An 18,516-nucleotide genomic window follows, 5' to 3' on the forward strand; every position below is an offset into this window, starting at 1 on the left:
ACGGAGCAGAATGGATTTGAGAAAGATATTAAGATTTACGAAGCTGATCCAGTACAAGCTAGCGAGGAATTGGACCAGTTAGCACGGACAGAGAAAGGAAACCTCAAACAAATTCAGTATAATCCTACGTGGAACTATTTCAAGAACTTAGTCAAAGAGAAATTGACAAGTAAAGAGGGAGCCCGCATTTATGCCAAACGCAAGGTGGATGTCGAACCTGTATTTGGTAGGATGAAGGGTGTTTTTGGCGTGCGCAGAGTCCATGTCAGAGGTCAAAAGGTGGTTGAAACTGAGATAGGATTCCTCCTAATGAGCATGAATCTCACGAAATTGGCTAAGAAATTAGTCCAAGATAGTAGAAGCAGAAAGAAAAACACAGACAGTTCGGCTGAATTTCATCAGAATCAGCTTGAATCTATCTGTGTTTTTTATTTACTGGCTAGTTTTTGCCCAGTCTCTTTTTGCTTTTTTTAGGAAATGGTGTTACAATGGTAATACCAATGGAATACTAGAAGAGGTGAGAAAATGGCAGCTATTACATTGAAAGTTTCTGAGCAGGACAAGCTTTTTATGCAGGCTATGGCAAAGTTTGAAGGCGTGAGTTTGTCAGAACTCATTCGGACTAAAACCCTTGAAGCCCTTGAAGATGAGTATGATGCGCGTGTGGCAGATATAGCCTGGGCAGAATACCAAGAAGACTTGGCAAACGGCATTGAGCCGATAACACTAGAACAAATGGCTGAGGAGTTGGGCATTGAGTTATAAGGTTATTTTGTCTGCTAAGGCCCAAAAGCAAATTCGAAAGATGGATAAAACCGCTGCAAGTTTGATTTTGCGCTATCTCTACAAGCATATTGACGGTTGCGACAACCCTAGACAATACGGAAAAGCCTTGACTGCTAATCGTTCTGGCCAATGGCGCTATCGTATCGGCAATTACAGGGTTATCGTCAGTATTGAAGGTGACAAATTGATTGTAACGGCCCTTGAAGTCGGGCATCGGAAAGAAATATATAAATAGAAAGCCAAGACCTGTGTCCTGGCTTTTGCAGAATGAAGATGATGAAAAAAGAAAAGATTTATATTGTTGAAGATGATGAGATGATCGTCCAACTCTTGAAGCAGCATTTGGGAAAATCTTATCAAGTAGAAAGTGTGCAGAATTTCCGAGCTGTTAGTCAGGAAGTGGCGGAAATCAAACCAGACTTGGTGCTGATGGACATTAGCCTACCCTATTACAACGGCTTTTATTGGACGACAGAAATCCGTAAAACCATGACCATGCCCATTATCTTTATCTCTTCTAGCGATGATGAGATGAATGCGGTCATGGCTATGAACATGGGTGGCGATGATTTTGTGTCCAAGCCTTTTTCACTGGGAATTTTGGATGCCAAAATCGGTGCCTTCCTGCGTCGGGTCAATCAATTCAGCAAATCAACTGACTTGTCTATCGACCAATTCCAGCTTAGTTTGGATGGGCGTTTTTCAAGCGAATCGGAACAGGTTCAGCTTTCACCTACTGAAACCAAGATTTTGTCCACCTTACTAGAAAGACAAGGACAGATTGTCAGCAAGGAAGAACTCTTGGAAAAACTCTGGGAAAATGAAGAATTTATCGATCAGAATACCCTCAATGTCAACATGACTCGTCTGCGTAAGAAGGTGAGTGAAGTGGGTTTTGACCGAATTCATACTGTTCGTGGCGTGGGGTACTTGGTCAAATGATAGCAAAATTTATACGAGAATACCGTAGTTTTTATTTCGCCTATCTGGTCTTGGCTGGTAGTTTTATCTTGCTCTTTTTACTTTACAAACTGCCCACCGAATTCCTGCAAAACGCTCTGCTATTGTCCCTAACCCTCTTAATCCTACTGACAGTGGGCCTTTTCTGGAAGTTTCGCAACCGCATGAGAGCCTTGGAAGACTATGTCCATGAAGAAGCTCTGCCCCTGCTTAATAAGCCTGTGGACCTTGCCTATCTCAACTTGATTGAAGCGGAGAAGGAGGCGACGCGGGAGCAGCTCTTGGATTATAAGTCGAGGGAAGAGGACCTGCAAGCCATGGTCAAAATGTGGTCTCATCAGATGAAAGTGCCTTTGGCTGCCCTGTCTTTGATGAGCCAGACTGATAATCTCAACCAGCAGGATGTCAATCACCAGCTCTTACGCTTGAACAATTACATGGCAAATCTCCTCAATTACCTCAAACTGACTAACCATGCCAGCGATTTTCGATTTGAACAGGTAGAAGTGAGAGAAGTGGTTGTGGACTTGGTCAAAAAATACCGCAATCAGTTCTTGCAAAAAGACATTTCAGTGACCATCGATGGAAATTGGCTATTGAAGACCGATAAGAAATGGCTCAGTTTTGCCCTATCGCAGATCATCGACAACGCCCTCAAGTACAATAAGACTGGTGGTAAGGTGGCCATTGAATTGAATGGGGGAATTTCCATTTCCGATACGGGAATTGGGATTCTTGCAGAGGACATTCCGCGCCTGTTTGACGAAGGATTTACAGGTTTTAATGGCCGTGAACATCAAAAAGCGACAGGATTTGGATTGTATCTGACCAAGCGGGTCTTGAATCAGTTGGAACTAGCTATTTCAGTGGAAAGTCAACTGGAAGTTGGTACAACTGTAAGCATCACTAAAGTACAGTAAAAGCTGTGCTTTTTTCATTTTGAAAGCGTTTTGAAATTATGCTATACTAGAATAACTGATAAAGTCATTTAGTTTGCTTTTAGTACTAGGCAACGAGCTGCAGGCAGTACTGGAGTACGGCAAAGCGAGTTAACGACGTAATAAAAGATAAACTAAACGACGATTAGGAGGTTACTATGTCCCATCATCACATCTTGCAAAATGGATCAGATATTCGCGGCATTGCTATCGCTACAGACGAATATGCTGTCAATCTCACTCCACAAGCTACCAAGGAAGTGGCTCGCGGACTTATTCATTGGCTAACACAGAAGCCAGAACTAGCGCAGGCCTATCAAAAAGGCCAATTGACCATCGGTATCGGTCGAGACAGCCGCCTCAGTGGTCCAGATTTGGTCGCAGCCTTTACAGAAGAAGCCGTTCGTCTGGGGGTTCAGCTGATTGACTTTGGCATGGCCACCACGCCAGCTCTCTTCATGAGCACCCAGTATCCTCAGTTCAAGTGCCACGCTGGTGTCATGATCACTGCCAGCCACCTGCCTTATTACTTCAACGGCATTAAGATTTTTTCGGAAAATGGCGGAGCGGAGCACGAAGATATTGACTTCATCCTCTCGCATAGTGAAGACTTGCCAGCTTCTTCCCTTGGAAGTGTTACCAGTGCAGACCTGATTACGCCTTATGCCCAAGACTTGGTTGGTAAAATTCGTACCGCCTGTGGTGGACAAGAAAAACCACTGACAGGACTTAATATCATCGTCGATGCTGGAAACGGTGCAGGCGGATTTTTTGCTGAGAAAGTTCTAGCAGAATTGGGAGCAGATACCACAGGCTCACAATTCCTAGATCCCGACGGAAACTTTCCAAACCATGTTCCAAACCCAGATAACAAGGAAGCGATGGAAAGCATTCGCCAGGCCGTCTTGAAGCAAGGGGCAGATCTAGGCATTATCTTTGATACAGACGTTGACCGTGCCGCCCTGGTCACCAAGTCAGGAGAAATTCTCAATCGTAACAACCTGATTGCCGTTCTCAGCCAGATTGTCCTAGCTGAACATCCAGGAACCAGCATTGTGACCAATTCCCCAACAACTGAGCATCTTAAAGTCTTTATAGAAAGCCTGGGTGGCAAACAAATTCGCTATATTTCAGGCTACCGCAACGTGATTAACCGTGCTATTTTAGCCAACCAAGAGGGAGTTGATTGCCAGTTGGCTATCGAAACCTCTGGACATGCTGCCTTTAAAGAAAATTACTTCCTCGATGACGGAACCTATGTGGCGGCTAAGATTCTCATGCTCTTACCAAAACTACAAGCGGAAGGCAAGTCCTTGGACGACTTGATTGCCCAGCTCAAACAACCGCTGGAAACCCAAGAAGTGCGGTTCAAACTAGAAGCAGAAGATTATCGCGCACTGGGTGAACAGGTCATTGCTAACCTCCGCCAAACCAGTATCGAAGGCTTTGCTTTTAACCCAGAAAACGAAGAAGGAGTGCGGTTTGACCTGACCGAACCCTATGGTGACGGCTGGCTCTTGCTCCGTATGAGCCTCCACGAGCCACTCTTGGTCTTGCAGGTGGAGAATGACCAGACTGGCTATATTCCTGCCGTTTTACGAACACTCTCAGCCTTTTTGGACCAATACCTAGCTGTCAATCAGGACAAATTGAAAGAATTGATTTAGATTTAGTAGAAAAAGGAGTGGGAGTGGGGAAGAACTCGACAAATAAAAAGGAGTTCGTATCCCCACCCCCGCACAGCTCCAACAGTCAGAGTAGTGACTGTTGGAGGTTGGAAATAAGGCGAACTCTATTCGCTTCAGTCGTATAGGTCGGATTTGGAGTGTGAAACACGAAGTGCTGAGATTTGCGAAGCAAATCCTATCTCCCACCTTTAACAGTCTCCCAGACTGTTAAAGCCAATCAACCACTGCGCTGAGATGTTGACACAAACTTTTAGTAGTGGAGTTGGATTTGATTCCAGCTCTTTTAATACTTTATTTACATAATTTAATTTACGCAACATCACAACTGATCAAGAGCATTTTTCTGCTCATCGTTGACGATATGAGTGTAGAGGTCGGTGACCTGGGTATTGGCGTGGCCCAGCTGATGACTGACCAGAACTTGCGACTTGGTGGCGTCGTAGAGCCGTGTTGCCAGCGTGTGACGGAGTTTGTGGGGTGTCACACGTATCTTGAAGTCCGCAGAGTACTTAGCCACCATTTTTTCAATAGAAGAAGCGTCGATACGATTGGGCAGACCACGGTATTCAGACAAGAAGAAGGCTGTATCCGTTTTTTCAGCCTTGTAGCGTTGCTGACGAATGCTCATATAGGCTTCCAGATAAGGCTTAGCAAATCCAGCTACATTGACCGAGTCCCGTTTACCTCCTTTACGGGTTACTTCGATCATCATCAGCTTGAGGTTTACATCTCGAAGGTCCAAATTCACCGCTTCTGACAGACGGATGCCAGAAGCCAAGAGAAGTGCCAGAATCGCCAAATCCCGCTCCTTATTTTTCTGGAAGGATGAGAGGGCACGTTTGGATAACTTTACCTGGTATTCTTTATCAACATAGTCCAAGAACTCCATCGTTTCATCGCCCAAAAAGAGCTTTTGCTTGATATTCTCCGCCCGCGCTGCCAAGGTTTCCTTTTTCTTCTTGGTCGACACCTTCTTCATGACATTGCGGTAGAAGTAGGGCTCGCCCTGCTCATTTTCCACTTCTTCGGTTAAATACTTGAAGAGACTAGAAAGTGCCGACAGGGTACGGTTAATGGTGGTCTGCGACACACCATTCTGCGTGGTATTGGCGTTCAGCAAGGGACGCTCCCGCAGATAAAGAATAAAAGCCTCCATATCTTTCTTGGTCAGATGTTCCAGAACATCCAGCGGAATGTCAACAATCCGTTCGACAGCGACCAAATCTGAATCCTGTAACCACTCAAAAAAACGACGGTATTCCTTTAGATATTCGTACAAGGTGGTAAAACTGTAGGGCACAGCCAACTTGGACTGATAATATTCCAAAACATACCAAGGCATAATTTCCTTCAGCAGATCAATTTTTTCCAATAATAACTCGCGTCTCATCATTTTCTCCTGATTTTTAACTATATGAGTAGTATAGCATAATCTTATATAAGTTTCAAGAAAATTATAGTTTTTCGGAAAGATGTATGTGAGGATATTTTTAATATAACCAAAGAAAATTGCTATAACTGGAAATTTTTTTCACACCCAAAATTTCAAAAATCTACATTATTTCAAGGTAAACTCACTGAGCATTAGAATCTCCTTCGCAACCTCTTCTGGCTTCAAACTGTCTGTGTTTAACCTTTGCCCCGGAATATGACTTTCAAAAGCTTTTAAACAAACATCAAGATGCCTTTTGGCCCAGATGTTGTCTTCATTGACTCGATTATCTAAACGTTCTAAAATGGTTGTTTTGTCAGCTAACAAAATATAATGTTCCAAAGGAATCTTATCCTTTATCAATTGCTGAATAATCTCCTGATAATATTGTTTCTTATAGATTGTCATGGGAATAATAATAATCTTATCAGTTTTAGCCGCTAAATCAAATACTATTTTATAAGTAATCTGTCGCCAAACGGAATAATCTTGAAAATCTTCAGGACATACAGTTTGAGGTAATTGATGTTGTAAGAAATTACCTAGTAACTCGGGATCATAGAGATATGAGTTTTCTATTCGTTTGTGTAATATATTTGCTAAAGTAGTCTTTCCGACACCGAATGGGCCGTTTAACCAAATAATCATATAGTATTCCTTTCTATTTTCACAAAAAAAGTTTACACAAAATAAATTATGTAAACTTTTTTCTTCTATAAAATCAATAAAACATATAATACTAGGACACTAATGATACTAAATAGCGAACCAATTAAATAGTATTCAGCAAAGGCTTGGCTTTTGGATATTTTATCATAGCGTGCGATGGACTTTGCTGTAAATACCAGTCCGATAGCTGTGTATTGGCCTAGAAGCAGAAAAATTCCCATTATGAGGCGCTCCAATTGACCAATCAAGGCTCCTGCACCTGTCACAGTCTGCTCTTCTTCTCCTTCCGCTACCTGATATTTGCTAAAGTAGAGTTTGAAAAGAATATTGACTGACGGGCTTGCTGATCAGAAGGATAAAAAGGATTTGCAGGAGGAGATAATTTGGTTCAATCCAGAGTGAGTGTGAAGCGACATTAACACCGATAGTGTGATAAAGAATGATGATTGAGATGATATGTAGCAATTGATCAGCTAAGAATGCTCCAGCTTCCCAGGAGTCCTTTATCCAATGGTGTTTGTTGAGAAAATATTTGACATAGTCAATCGCAAGATGACTCAGCCAAACTTGAAAAAATAAATCTCCGTTTTGAACGGGGGTGAGTAAGGCTAGAATAAGAAGAGGGATAGCAACAATGAAAAGGTGCATGAAAAGAGCTTTCAACTGAAGCTTTTTAGCATCTGCCAGTGCTTGACTTTGGAAGGTGAAATCACTTAAAAAGTGGGCAATAAGCAAGGCGGTTAAAACTGGATGTTGAATAAGATAGCTAGAAATAACTGAAAATGACATGCTTTATCCTTCTTTCTGACTGAGCTGGAGAATCAAATTCATGGCAGTTTGGCGATTACGCAGGTAGAGTTTGATTCCGCTGGATTTCAAACGTTTGGTAAAGGCGCTTTGACTGAGTTTCATTTTCTCAGCAATTGGCTTTTGTGTGAAATCTTCTTGATAGATTTTTTGGGAGATTAAGGTTTCAAACAGATCCGTTTGCGAACGATTCCAAGCAGCTTTGATGAAATCGCTAGAAGTTAGCAAGGGGTTGATCACACGATCGATTTGTTTGTATTCAGATGAAAATGCAATTTTGCTGGTGCCATAGTCGTGGTTGTCATGAATGAAGTCAATAGCCTTGCGTGCTTCCCAATAAGCTGGACCATCTGCTCCAATACTTAGCTTGGGATCGATAGCTGTTAGAATCTCACCCAAACCAATTCCGAATCGAATCTCCACCTCATCACGAAAGGCTAATTGGATTTGGTCAATCATCAAAAAAATATAAGGGTTAGGCTTACATAAGGCTTGAAATTCATTTCCCTTTGTAATGGTAAAAGGAGATGCGAAGTCCTGAGCGAAGGAATGATTGATTCTATTCAGCTGTTGTTTTAGCCGCTCTTGGATACTAGAGCGGTTGGAAGTCTGTTTTGAATTGACAATATCTCCTATTATTGCGATATAATTCATAACTTGTCCTCTGTTTTCTATTATTTTTTCCATTATAACGGACAATATAAAGATTGTCCACTAAAAAGGACATTTTTGATTATTTCCGTTATAATGGAAATAATTTGGGTTCGAAAATCATTTTTTCTGCTTTGCTACTTCTATTTTATATTGCTGTATCTTACTTCTTCGAATAAAAAGTAAAAAAGAAGAGATTATTTTCTCTTCTTTTTGGCTTTCTTGATTTTATTGGCTTGGCGTTTCATGGCTTGTTTCATAGCAAACTCGCCGATTCTACCTTTCAAACCGCCTCCAAACATTTGGGACATGTCTGGCATACCAGCCCCTCCCATCAGTTGGCTCATATCAGGCATGCCTGCACCGCCCATCATATCTTCAAGAGCAGACATATCCATACCGTTCATGTTTGGCATGTTTTTAGGTAGATTATTTGGGTTGATTCCCATTTGTTTCATCATTTTGTTCATGTCGCCTGACATAACACCCTGCATCATGTTTTTCGCTTGGTTGAAATCCTTGATAAATTTATTGACTTCGACAAAGCTATTTCCAGAACCATTAGCAATACGACGACGACGGCTCGGTGTCAACAATTCAGGATTTTCACGTTCGGCTGGCGTCATAGAAGATACGATAGCTCGTTTTCGTGCAATTTCACGCTCGTCAACTTTCAAGTTGGCAAGAGCTGGGTTACCAGCCATACCTGGAATCATCTTCAGCAGGTCTTCCATCGGTCCCATATTCTGAACTTGGTCCAATTGATCGATGAAATCGTTGAAATCAAAGGTATTCTCACGCATTTTTTCAGCGAGTTCTAATGATTTCTTCTCATCATATTCTTTGCTGGCTTTTTCAATCAAGGTCAGCATGTCACCCATGCCCAGAATACGCGAGGACATACGGTCTGGGTGGAAGGTTTCGATGTCGGTGATTTTTTCACCAGTACCGGTAAATTTGATTGGCTGACCAGTAATGTGACGGACAGACAAGGCTGCACCACCACGTGTATCACCGTCAATCTTGGTCAAAATCACACCAGTAATAGCCAGTTGATCATTGAACTCACGCGCAACGTTGGCAGCTTCCTGACCAATCATGGCATCGACGACTAAGAGGATTTCATTTGGCTGAGCAAACTCTTTGATTTCTCTCAATTCGGCCATAAGGGCTTGGTCAATTTGCAAACGACCTGCTGTATCGATCAGAACGTAGTCATTATGATTAGCTTTAGCTTGCTCCAAACCTTGACGAACGATTTCCAGGGCAGGGACTTGATTGCCCAACTCGAATACAGGTACATCAATTTGTTGACCAAGGGTCTTCAACTGGTCAATGGCAGCTGGACGATAAATATCAGCAGCAATCAAGAGTGGACGGGCATTCTCTTCCTGCTTGAGTTTGTTAGCCAACTTACCTGTGAAGGTCGTTTTACCAGCACCCTGCAAACCAGCCATCATAATGATAGTTGGAATTTTTGGTGATTTGATAATTTCTGAAGTTTCAGAACCCAATACAGCCGTCAATTCTTCATCAACGATTTTGATGATTTGTTGAGCAGGGTTCAGAGTATCAATGACTTCATGACCGATAGCACGTTCACGTACTTTCTTGATAAAGTCTTTGACAACTGGCAAGGCAACGTCGGCTTCTAGTAAGGCTAGACGGATTTCCTTGGTTGCTTCCTGAATATCACTCTCAGAAATTTTTCCCTTACGACGCAGATTTTTAAACACATTCTGCAAACGTTCTGTTAAGCTTTCAAAAGCCATATACTTCTCCTCTTATTCTCTATTATCAATACTGGTTAGAATAGCGATTTTTTCCTTCAAATAAGCATCTTCTGGATACTTGTTCAGTATTTCATCGAAAATCTGGCTACGCACCACATAGTCAGAATACATATGTAGCTTCATCTCGTAGTCTTCCAGTAATTTTTCTGTTCGTTTAATGTTATCATAGACCGCCTGACGGCTGACTTGAAATTCTTCAGCAATCTCAGCCAAACTGTAATCATCGGCATAATAGAGCTCAATGTAGTTCATTTGCTTGTCTGTTAGCAAGGCTGCGTAGAATTCAAATAAGGCATTCATTCGGTTGGTTTTTTCAATTTCCATAAACTTTATTATATCAAAAATTCCATATTTTATAAATAAGAAAATCCGTCATCACCAGAAAGATTACGGATTTTAAAATGTTTTACATAATTATTTTTATGTTAATTATTTTCTAAATAGAATTCGAAACGTTCTCCAACGTACTGACTATTTACAAATTCAAATGCTTGACCATCTTCGAGATAAGATACCTGTTTTAGTGCGAGAATAGCCTGGTTTTTAGAAATTTGTAAATATTGAGCCACTTTGTCATTGGCTAAACGAGCAAAAATGGTTTGTTTGCTCGTTCCAATTCGATAACCATTGTCCATAAGTGTTTTAAAGAAATGGTTGGTAACATCTTCTTTGGGGACATTTTTTATCAAGCGTTCAGGAATGCTGGCAACCTCATACACGACGGGAACATTATCTGCATAGCGGACCCGTTCCATTCGAATAACATACTCACCCCGGGATAAACCTAATTGTTCAACTTCTTTTTCATTAGGTTTGGTTCGTGTATAGGATAATAATTTGCTGCGTGGCGTCTTTCCTTGGAGTTGTACTAATTCAGTAAAGGAAGTCGTTCCTCGCATTTTTTCTTGAACCCGTGTACTGGCGACATAAGTACCGGAACCAATCTTGCGTTGTAGCACCCCTTCTTCCACTAAAAGTGTGATTCCTTGACGGAGCGTCATACGAGAAACACCAAATTCATCTGCTAAATCGCGTTCACTTGGTAAACGTTGACCAATTTTCCAGATTCCGTTATCGATTTGTTCCTTAATTTTATCGTGAATTGTGATATATGCTGCTTTCATTTATCTAGCCTTTCTCTTCTTTCTAGTTTACCAAAAATAAAGGCGTTTGGCTAATTCAGGCCACACTCTATTGGTAAAATTCTCCTAGGCAAACAATGAAGTCAGATTACCTAAAATAAAGTAAGTAAAAACAATAAAAATACGAACACTAACATTTTTATTATCATTCATAGTTTGCAAAACAGATATTTAACAAATAAAATTTGGAAAATGTTCGCTTTTATGTTAAAATAACTACTAGTATTTGAATTTTTTTCAAAACGAAAGGGAAAAACATGACAAAACAAGATGTCCAAAAAATTATTGTATTGGATTATGGTAGCCAGTACAACCAACTTATTTCACGTCGAATTCGTGAATTTGGTGTCTTTTCAGAATTGAAAAACCATAAAATTACAGCTGAGGAAGTCCGTGCCATCAATCCAATTGGTATCGTTCTTTCAGGTGGACCAAACTCTGTGTACGCAGAAAATGCCTTTGATATTGATCCAGAAATCTTTGAATTGGGTATTCCTATCTTAGGGATTTGCTATGGTATGCAGTTAATTACCCATAAATTGGGAGGTAAGGTTGTTCCTGCTGGTGAGGCTGGAAATCGTGAATATGGTCAATCAAATCTTCAACTGAAGACTGAATCAGCGCTTTTTGCTGGAACACCAGAAGAGCAGCTTGTACTCATGAGCCACGGGGATGCTGTAACTGAAATTCCTGCTGATTTCCACTTGGTTGGTCTGTCTGCTGACTGTCCTTTTGCTGCTATTGAAAATACTGAACGCCGTATCTACGGTATCCAATTCCATCCAGAAGTTCGTCATTCCGTATATGGAAACGATATTTTGAAAAACTTTGCGTTTGGTATCTGTGGAGCCAAAGGCGACTGGACAATGGAAAACTTCATCGAAACAGAAATTGAAAAAATCCGCCAAACAGTCGGTGACAAGAAAGTCTTGCTCGGTTTGTCAGGCGGTGTCGATTCTTCTGTTGTTGGGGTCCTGCTCCAACGCGCTATTGGTGACCAATTGACCTGTATCTTTGTTGATCACGGACTTCTTCGTAAGAATGAAGGCGATCAGGTTATGGAGATGTTGGGTGGCAAGTTCGGTCTCAATATTATTCGCGTTGATGCTGCTAAGCGTTTCTTGGATTTACTTGCTGGCGTATCTGACCCTGAGAAGAAACGTAAAATCATCGGTAATGAATTTGTTTACGTATTTGACGACGAAGCAAGCAAATTGACGGATGTTGAATTCTTGGCTCAGGGAACACTTTATACCGATATTATCGAGTCAGGAACGGATACTGCTGAAACAATTAAATCTCACCACAACGTTGGTGGTCTGCCAGAAGATATGCAGTTCAAGTTGATTGAACCGCTCAATACTCTCTTTAAGGATGAAGTTCGTGCCCTCGGTACTGCTCTTGGTATGCCGGATGAAGTTGTATGGCGCCAACCATTCCCAGGACCAGGCCTTGCCATTCGTGTCATGGGTGAAATCACTGAGGAAAAACTTCAAACCGTTCGCGAATCTGACGCTATCTTGCGTGAGGAAATTGCAAAAGCGGGTCTTGACCGCGATGTGTGGCAATATTTCACGGTTAATACTGGCGTTCGCTCCGTAGGTGTCATGGGAGATGGTCGTACCTACGACTACACTATCGCCATCCGTGCTATCACTTCTGTCGATGGAATGACAGCTGACTTTGCCAAACTACCATGGGATGTTCTTCAAAAAATCTCTGTCCGCATCGTAAACGAAGTAGACCACGTCAACCGCATCGTCTATGATATAACAAGTAAACCACCAGCAACAGTTGAGTGGGAATAATGGAGAGGCTTGATTTACCTTCAAAATAGCGATTCTACAGCAGTTTAGCAGGAACAAATTAGTCTAAAAAGGGCGAATCTTCGTTTGATTCCCCCCTAAATCCCCCCGAAAAAAGAATTAGCCAGAAAAAATTTCTAGCTAATTCTTTTTTATACTCTATTTCTTTTTTAAAATTAATACAGGAATTCGTAAAACTGAAAAAGATTTTTAATAAATTGTCGATGTTTCTATATTAAACTTTTTTAAAATAAGTATAAACTCATCAGTATATTTTGAATTAAGAATCTTGCTGTCATCATTTATACTGTAGTCAATGGCATTTACACCATCTATATTTGAGTATTTATCAACAGCATACTCTTGATTTTTTAAGGTAGCTGAAAGAATAACTTGCTTATTTAATTTCTTATAATAATCAATCATTAGTTCCTCTTTTCTAGTTGAAATTTCCCCCTCTCTAAAAGAATCATTGATAATAGGATAAGTATGTTTTAATAAATTATTTAGAGAGATTAGTCTACAAAAATAATATACTTGTCCGTCACTTCCCGAATATGTAGCTTCCTTCTTAGTAAATAAATCATCAAAGACTAACTTTCCATCTGGGTCAATCACTTTATAAAGAGTATTCATTTTTGCAACAACATTCTCTTTAATTGATTTTATTCCATCCCTATTTGTTAATCCTTTTTGTTCTATAATTGATTTATCAAATTGTAAGCTGTGTAGTTTTCTATCTAGTTCCAACAATTTATCATCATAATTCATATCTGTTTTGATAATTTCAGAATACAATAAACTTTTTCTAAAATCATTAGGGGTATCCATTAAAAGAGTTTTTAATTCATCTTGAATTTTATTAAGTTCTTCATTTAACTCGGTAACTTCATTTTTGCTCATTGAAATTTGAAAATCAATAGAATTTAAAACATGCTTCCTAACCTCAGCATTACTTAAGTCAAAATTAACATCGCGATTTTTAAAGCTGATGTGAGAGCTTCCACAATCAGTACAATAAACATTCCCGCTTTTTATTTCCCTATTAAGCGAATTAAGCTCTTTCAATAGTTGAACTAATTTATCCTGTCTAGCTTGTTCTCTATTTCGGTCTCGTTTTATTTCTCCAATTTTATCATTTAGTTGCTTCGAACGATTTTTAAAATTCTCAAATTCTTCATTACTAGTGAATTTATCCAAATAACTAGAAACTTGTTTATCTGTCTTAAGTAATGTTAAATATTTTTTATTGGCTTTAATTTCGTTCTTGACTGCATTGATTTCTTCTTTTATTTCATCTAATTCTTTACTATTACTAATATTAGAATATCCTTTCAGTGCGACTATCATACTGAAAAAATCACTCTTATTATAATATCCTTTATTAATAATATTTGAGGGATTTCTATTATCCTGTCCTACAAAAAACAACTCATAAAAAAGTTCTAAATCTGCTACTTTTTCCCTACCGTTTTTCTCAATCACTGGAATATCAAAAATTTTTTGTTGTTTTAAAAAGTATTTTAATTCCGAAAGAGTTTCAAAAATATGAAATTCTTGAAGAAAAATAACCAGAAATGTGTCTTTTTTTCGTAAAAATTCGTAATCAACCCCTGCGCAATTAATCATTGAATAAAAATAGTAATCTTCTTTTTTAAAGTTTCCGGGAAAAATAGGTGTATTGCCAATTGAATACATAAATGCTTGAAATAATAACGTTTTACCTTTGTTATTATCATCGCTAAAAATTATATTAACACCGTCAGTTAAACCTTCCTCAATAAATGCTTCTTCTAAATTTCCGAAAGCAATCTTTTTAACAAGCATTTTCTTCCATCCCTTCTTTAACCATTGAAATCATGTATAATAATGTATAGTCGTCGTTTATAATTTTAGGAATTTGATATTGTTTGATTCTATTTAAAATTTGATAAATATCATCTTTCTCTTCTACTAAAATCAATATTTGTTCAAGAAGTGACCAAAATTTTTTCTTATTACTATTTTTATCAAATAATAATCTGGATAAATTGGCGTTGCAATCTTGAATAATGTCTTTCCTATCCGAAGATGATTTATCATTGATTACATCAAAGAAATCATTTGGAATACGTTGTTTAAATAATTCAACCCCAATTATCCTATTAACAACCAATGTTTCCAATTGTCTCTTAGTAAGATGTTTGTTTAATTTTAAAACTTCTTCAATGCTGTTGATTGAAATATTATGTATATTTATATTTTTTAACTCGGTTTGTTTACTTCTAACTTCGTTAAAAACTGACTCAAAGAAATTGTCATCTCTAATATTACTTTTAAATTGAATGATATTTTTGATATAGATGGCCTTTGAACTATCACCTGTTACAAAATGTATCTGTTCTAAAAAAGTATTCAATTGTGACAATTGTTTTATATTTAGCGAACCTAGCTTCTTTCTTCGCTTATATTCTTCTTCAAGCCCCTCCCTTATTTTAGCTATATCTTTAAAATTATCAATTTTAAATTCAGTTAATGAAATATCCATTAGATAGTTCGATTTTAACTTTGGAATAAAAAGAATATACTCATAAAAATCAACAGATGATATAAAGTTTTGAAATAATGTTATTAGACTTTTCCCGATAGTTTTAGGTCTTAGAGAAGAAATGTTCTTAGCTTGAACATCCCAAAGTTTCAACAAGTCACTACTTGCTCCCGTAATATCATTAAAACAATCTACAAAAAATGTATCTATATCTGTACTATCAGTTTTAAAACTCATTAAATAAAGTAACGACTTTGTTTCAAAATCATTTGCTTTGGAATTATTCTGTTCAGTTGTCTCAAAAATATACATAACTTTTACTCACTAATTTTATAATAAATATTATATCATTATTTCGGTATTAGAAGTATTTTAAATTTAATCTTTACAAGAAGTTACCTAGTTTGGATAAGTGTTTATAAAAAAGGGCTTGATTCCTATCAAGACCTTTTTTATTTTCTAGCTTAAAACTCTAACTAGTACCGTTTTGGAGGGGATAGAAAATGCGATGTAATGATGTCATCCAGTTGTTCAGCAATACTTGCAAACTGCAGGTTTAAGTCCAAATTTTTGACACTAATCTGGTTTCCATGCATTTGGTAGACCTGATTAGGTTGAATATCTATATCTGTTTTAGCGTATAGAAGCATTCCCGCTACTGTATCGTTTGAATCTGACAGGCGATAAGCCTGATTTTTCACATAGGTAAAAATTTGGTATAGATTATTTGAATGGAGTGTGCGCTTATCAAAGCGAATCTGTGTGTTACTAGAATAATATTTAGCATCAATAATCAATATAGTATCTTTATATTTGAGGTAAATATCACTCTGCATGATTGGGAGCATTTCTCCAAAACCATCATCTAGTGCCCAAGGTATCTGAGAGGCGGTAACCTGTATTTGGGGATAATGCTTTTTATAATATCCAAGAATGAACTTCTCATATAGCAAGGATTCCCTCCGCTCATCAAGAAAATTCATCAATTTCTTATTCCCCTCCCTCTCTGTATGAATTAATCCATTCACTACCAAATAGCAGATTGACATTAGTAATTGATACGATTGATTGTTTCGATTATATTGTAAATTCCAATTGATTGAGTGTAGATTAACTTTTGAGACTTCTCCAAAGAAAACTAAGAGTTTTCTCAATTTCTTTTTCCTGTCCCTGCTTATATCAGCTTTTAGCAGTATCTCAATGCTTGCTTTGATAATGCGATTCATTGTACTGTCAAGAGAAAAATCATCGTATTGGCAAACAAGTTGCTTTCTACGCCAATTCGGAGGTGTTAAAGATTCAGCGATATGTATTTTACCTTTAAGTGCCGAGAGTGACTCGGTTTGAGAACGATACTCTCGACCAAGTCCTCTTTTTACCTGTATCGAGAGGCTAATGCTCATTATTTCCGCCAGTAGATCTGCAGCATTTTTAAATTCTTCAGTAGCAATCCGTTTATATTCCTGCTTATGAAGGATTTTGAATGCGTAAGATAGCATATAGTAGATATTGTGGACAGGTATCACTGGATGGTACTCCTTAACTTACTACTCCAATCATGAATTTTTGTCGGTTCATCAAACCAATATTCTTTCAATAGGGGAATCAGTTCATATTCAACAATGGCTTCTAGCAAACCTTGGTCCAGTACTTCTGCCGATAAACCGCAGAAGTAACTATGCCCAATACAGAAGCTATCTCCCAGTACTTCCTCTGTTGAAATGGCCTGATTTAGCTTTTCTACACAGGAAATGAGTCTATCGAATTTTTCGTTTTTCAGATTTATTTGATAATCTTTGAATCCCGCAGTTGAAAAACCTGGCTTAATGTCAAAGAAGGCAAAGCGTCGTCTTAGTGCAAAATCAAGTAGGGCTAAACTCCTATCTGCGGTATTCATCATGCCGATGATATATAGATTTTCTGGAATTGAGAATTGCTCATCCGAGTAGAGGAGCTGTAAAGACTTGCCTCGTTTGTCATTTTCTATCAGCATAAACAGTTCACCAAAAATTTTGCTCAAATTTCCCCTGTTTATTTCATCAATAATAAAGAAATAATCATGACCCTTGTCAGATTCTGCTTTTTTGCAGAAAGTATAGAATGCCCCCCTTCTCAGCTCAAAGCCACTTGTCGAAGGTCTAAAGCCCATGATGAAGTCCTCGTAGGAATAGCTTTGGTGAAACTGAATTGTCATGACCCTTTCTAAATCTGGTTTACCCATTAATGAAAATGCTAGGCGTTCTGCAACAAACGTCTTTCCAACTCCTGGAGCTCCTTGTAAGATGATATTCTTTTTCATTTGGAGTATGGAGGTTAATTTATCATACTCTTCTTCTGTCATATAGACTTCTGATAGGAAGTGATTTTTCGTATAGCTATCTTCTACTACCTCTTCTCCACCTATCTCGTTTCCAGTATCAGCTTCATCAGTCAGTGGAGAAATTGCTCTTGCACTTCTTTCCTTCTCTTCGTGATTGATTTGTTTAGAGTATTTCCAAGCCATGGCTGATAATTCTTTAAAATCTTTCAGTTTGCTCTCTGCACTGTTTAAATAATGATGCATAGAGTCCGATATATAAAAATAATCATCGGCAGAAATTTTTGACTTCATCTTTGGTAGTTTTTTGATGACATCAGTAGGAATCTCCCCAGATTCGTACACATACCACTTATTTCTGCTATCTAAGTTCAAGAAAAAGTCAGGAGCAATCCAATACAAGGCCATCGTAATCTTGCTGTTACCATTTCCTTTCTTGTTTATAGCCAAATCAAAATAGTGTGAAAATTTTTCTTTCTTCTCAGCCGTAGGCTCCTTGCTATAGGTCAAAGCAGCAATGAAAAGTTCCCATAAGTCATCAATATCTTTCTCATCACGATCTCCGATGAAGTAATAGAAAGTCGCATTCTGATTATTCAGTACTGGTATGCTTTCAAAAGAGGATGGGATTTCCGCTTGGAGGTGGAATAATTCTGCTATAGCTGTCAGAATTTTGATGCGATTCTTCTCTTTTATTTGCTTATTGAAGAGTCCAAATATCGTAAAAGGATCAATATCTCTCAGTTGATTGTCCTTTTCTAACGTGGGCATATGTATCTTTGTTTTGGTATAGATAGCTTTTACTTTCTCAACCAGTTCTGCTCTATTATCTTTATAGTCTACTAATTTCCAAGCAAATTCCTTATAAAAGTTTACCCAATTGAATTGATTTTGTTCATCCATAGTATCCTCCAACGGTGTTGTATCTACACCTATTAAATTATGAGTTCGAATTTACCTATATTTTATCATTAAACATTCCTGTCGTAAACTTAGAATTT

The 18,516-nt window shown here is 38.4% G+C and carries 16 protein-coding genes and 2 pseudogenes; 7 read left to right on the plus strand and 11 right to left on the minus strand.

The annotated features are described in order from the left end of the window. The 6 genes and pseudogenes from K5Q29_RS02275 to K5Q29_RS02300 all read left to right on the plus strand — a co-directional run. Positions 1-346, plus strand: a pseudogene (locus K5Q29_RS02275) (transposase); the annotation flags it as partial. Positions 347-525: 179 nt separating this feature from the next. Continuing rightward, positions 526-765, plus strand: a complete 240-nt coding sequence (relB, locus tag K5Q29_RS02280) for a type II toxin-antitoxin system RelB family antitoxin (protein WP_015646833.1) — start codon at positions 526-528, stop codon at positions 763-765. Then, positions 755-1,021 (plus strand): type II toxin-antitoxin system RelE/ParE family toxin, encoded by a 267-nt coding sequence (locus K5Q29_RS02285; RefSeq protein ID WP_105139425.1) that lies wholly within the window; start codon positions 755-757, stop codon positions 1,019-1,021. The genes relB and K5Q29_RS02285 overlap by 11 nt, the downstream gene beginning before the upstream one ends. Before the next feature lie 38 nt (positions 1,022-1,059). Further along, the gene (locus K5Q29_RS02290) at positions 1,060-1,728 is read left to right on the plus strand and encodes a response regulator transcription factor (RefSeq protein ID WP_024385222.1); all 669 of its coding nucleotides are present in this window, start codon (positions 1,060-1,062) and stop codon (positions 1,726-1,728) included. After that, positions 1,725-2,666: a sensor histidine kinase gene (locus tag K5Q29_RS02295; protein WP_105139426.1), complete on the plus strand. Its 942-nt coding sequence runs from the start codon at positions 1,725-1,727 to the stop codon at positions 2,664-2,666. Before K5Q29_RS02290 ends, K5Q29_RS02295 begins: the two co-directional genes overlap by 4 nt. A 176-nt stretch (positions 2,667-2,842) precedes the next feature. Further along, the gene (locus K5Q29_RS02300) at positions 2,843-4,351 is read left to right on the plus strand and encodes a phosphomannomutase/phosphoglucomutase (RefSeq protein WP_105139427.1); all 1,509 of its coding nucleotides are present in this window, start codon (positions 2,843-2,845) and stop codon (positions 4,349-4,351) included. A gap of 340 nt (positions 4,352-4,691) precedes the next feature. Here K5Q29_RS02300 and xerS read toward each other — a convergent pair whose 3' ends face one another. From xerS to K5Q29_RS02335, 7 genes and pseudogenes are all read right to left on the minus strand, one after another. Continuing rightward, complete coding sequence (gene xerS, locus K5Q29_RS02305) at positions 4,692-5,762, minus strand: tyrosine recombinase XerS (RefSeq protein ID WP_105139428.1); 1,071 nt, start codon at positions 5,760-5,762, stop codon at positions 4,692-4,694. A 168-nt stretch (positions 5,763-5,930) separates the two neighbouring features. After that, positions 5,931-6,452 (minus strand): AAA family ATPase, encoded by a 522-nt coding sequence (locus K5Q29_RS02310; protein WP_221876903.1) that lies wholly within the window; start codon positions 6,450-6,452, stop codon positions 5,931-5,933. 65 nt (positions 6,453-6,517) lie between these two features. Then, positions 6,518-7,262: pseudogene (locus tag K5Q29_RS02315) on the minus strand (DUF3307 domain-containing protein). A 3-nt stretch (positions 7,263-7,265) separates the two neighbouring features. Beyond that, positions 7,266-7,934 carry a SatD family protein gene (locus K5Q29_RS02320; protein WP_105139430.1) on the minus strand — a complete coding sequence of 223 codons (669 nt, stop codon included), beginning with the start codon at positions 7,932-7,934 and terminating at the stop codon, positions 7,266-7,268. A gap of 194 nt (positions 7,935-8,128) precedes the next feature. Further along, entirely contained in the window at positions 8,129-9,703 is a 1,575-nt protein-coding gene (gene ffh, locus K5Q29_RS02325; RefSeq protein ID WP_105139431.1) for a signal recognition particle protein, read from the minus strand. Between the two features lie 12 nt (positions 9,704-9,715). Further along, positions 9,716-10,048 (minus strand): putative DNA-binding protein, encoded by a 333-nt coding sequence (locus tag K5Q29_RS02330; protein WP_002935001.1) that lies wholly within the window; start codon positions 10,046-10,048, stop codon positions 9,716-9,718. A gap of 101 nt (positions 10,049-10,149) precedes the next feature. Then, positions 10,150-10,848, minus strand: coding sequence for a GntR family transcriptional regulator (locus K5Q29_RS02335; RefSeq protein ID WP_105139432.1), 699 nt, complete (start codon positions 10,846-10,848; stop codon positions 10,150-10,152). Between the two features lie 275 nt (positions 10,849-11,123). Here K5Q29_RS02335 and guaA point away from each other — a divergent pair, with 275 nt between their 5' ends. Beyond that, complete coding sequence (gene guaA, locus K5Q29_RS02340) at positions 11,124-12,674, plus strand: glutamine-hydrolyzing GMP synthase (RefSeq protein WP_014637936.1); 1,551 nt, start codon at positions 11,124-11,126, stop codon at positions 12,672-12,674. A gap of 207 nt (positions 12,675-12,881) precedes the next feature. On the opposite strand, the gene K5Q29_RS02345 is transcribed toward guaA, so the two are convergent. From K5Q29_RS02345 to K5Q29_RS02360, 4 genes are all read right to left on the minus strand, one after another. Beyond that, a complete protein-coding gene (locus K5Q29_RS02345; RefSeq protein WP_105139433.1) occupies positions 12,882-14,498 on the minus strand; it encodes a hypothetical protein in 1,617 nt (538 codons plus the stop codon). Next, on the minus strand, positions 14,488-15,510 hold the full coding sequence (locus tag K5Q29_RS02350) for a hypothetical protein (protein WP_105139434.1): 1,023 nt from the start codon (positions 15,508-15,510) through the stop codon (positions 14,488-14,490). The genes K5Q29_RS02345 and K5Q29_RS02350 overlap by 11 nt, the downstream gene beginning before the upstream one ends. A gap of 164 nt (positions 15,511-15,674) precedes the next feature. Further along, complete coding sequence (gene mcrC, locus K5Q29_RS02355) at positions 15,675-16,724, minus strand: 5-methylcytosine-specific restriction endonuclease system specificity protein McrC (protein WP_105139435.1); 1,050 nt, start codon at positions 16,722-16,724, stop codon at positions 15,675-15,677. After that, a complete protein-coding gene (locus tag K5Q29_RS02360; RefSeq protein WP_105139436.1) occupies positions 16,721-18,418 on the minus strand; it encodes an AAA family ATPase in 1,698 nt (565 codons plus the stop codon). Before K5Q29_RS02360 ends, mcrC begins: the two co-directional genes overlap by 4 nt. Positions 18,419-18,516 lie beyond the last annotated feature (98 nt).

This window comes from Streptococcus sp. 2018037 (genome assembly GCF_019754195.1).
In the GTDB taxonomy this organism is placed as follows: Bacteria; Bacillota; Bacilli; order Lactobacillales; family Streptococcaceae; genus Streptococcus; species Streptococcus hashimotonensis.

Excerpts from the sequence above, each read along its gene's own strand:
- relB (WP_015646833.1), top strand. The coding sequence starts at position 526 with ATGGCAGCTATTACATTGAAAGTTTCTGAGCAGGACAAGCTTTTTATG.
- K5Q29_RS02290 (WP_024385222.1), top strand. The coding sequence starts at position 1,060 with ATGATGAAAAAAGAAAAGATTTATATTGTTGAAGATGATGAGATGATC.
- K5Q29_RS02295 (WP_105139426.1), top strand. The coding sequence starts at position 1,725 with ATGATAGCAAAATTTATACGAGAATACCGTAGTTTTTATTTCGCCTAT.
- K5Q29_RS02300 (WP_105139427.1), top strand. The coding sequence starts at position 2,843 with ATGTCCCATCATCACATCTTGCAAAATGGATCAGATATTCGCGGCATT.
- xerS (WP_105139428.1), bottom strand. The coding sequence starts at position 5,762 with ATGAGACGCGAGTTATTATTGGAAAAAATTGATCTGCTGAAGGAAATT.
- K5Q29_RS02310 (WP_221876903.1), bottom strand. The coding sequence starts at position 6,452 with ATGATTATTTGGTTAAACGGCCCATTCGGTGTCGGAAAGACTACTTTA.
- K5Q29_RS02320 (WP_105139430.1), bottom strand. The coding sequence starts at position 7,934 with ATGAATTATATCGCAATAATAGGAGATATTGTCAATTCAAAACAGACT.
- ffh (WP_105139431.1), bottom strand. The coding sequence starts at position 9,703 with ATGGCTTTTGAAAGCTTAACAGAACGTTTGCAGAATGTGTTTAAAAAT.
- K5Q29_RS02330 (WP_002935001.1), bottom strand. The coding sequence starts at position 10,048 with ATGGAAATTGAAAAAACCAACCGAATGAATGCCTTATTTGAATTCTAC.
- K5Q29_RS02335 (WP_105139432.1), bottom strand. The coding sequence starts at position 10,848 with ATGAAAGCAGCATATATCACAATTCACGATAAAATTAAGGAACAAATC.
- guaA (WP_014637936.1), top strand. The coding sequence starts at position 11,124 with ATGACAAAACAAGATGTCCAAAAAATTATTGTATTGGATTATGGTAGC.
- K5Q29_RS02345 (WP_105139433.1), bottom strand. The coding sequence starts at position 14,498 with ATGCTTGTTAAAAAGATTGCTTTCGGAAATTTAGAAGAAGCATTTATT.
- K5Q29_RS02350 (WP_105139434.1), bottom strand. The coding sequence starts at position 15,510 with ATGTATATTTTTGAGACAACTGAACAGAATAATTCCAAAGCAAATGAT.
- K5Q29_RS02360 (WP_105139436.1), bottom strand. The coding sequence starts at position 18,418 with ATGGATGAACAAAATCAATTCAATTGGGTAAACTTTTATAAGGAATTT.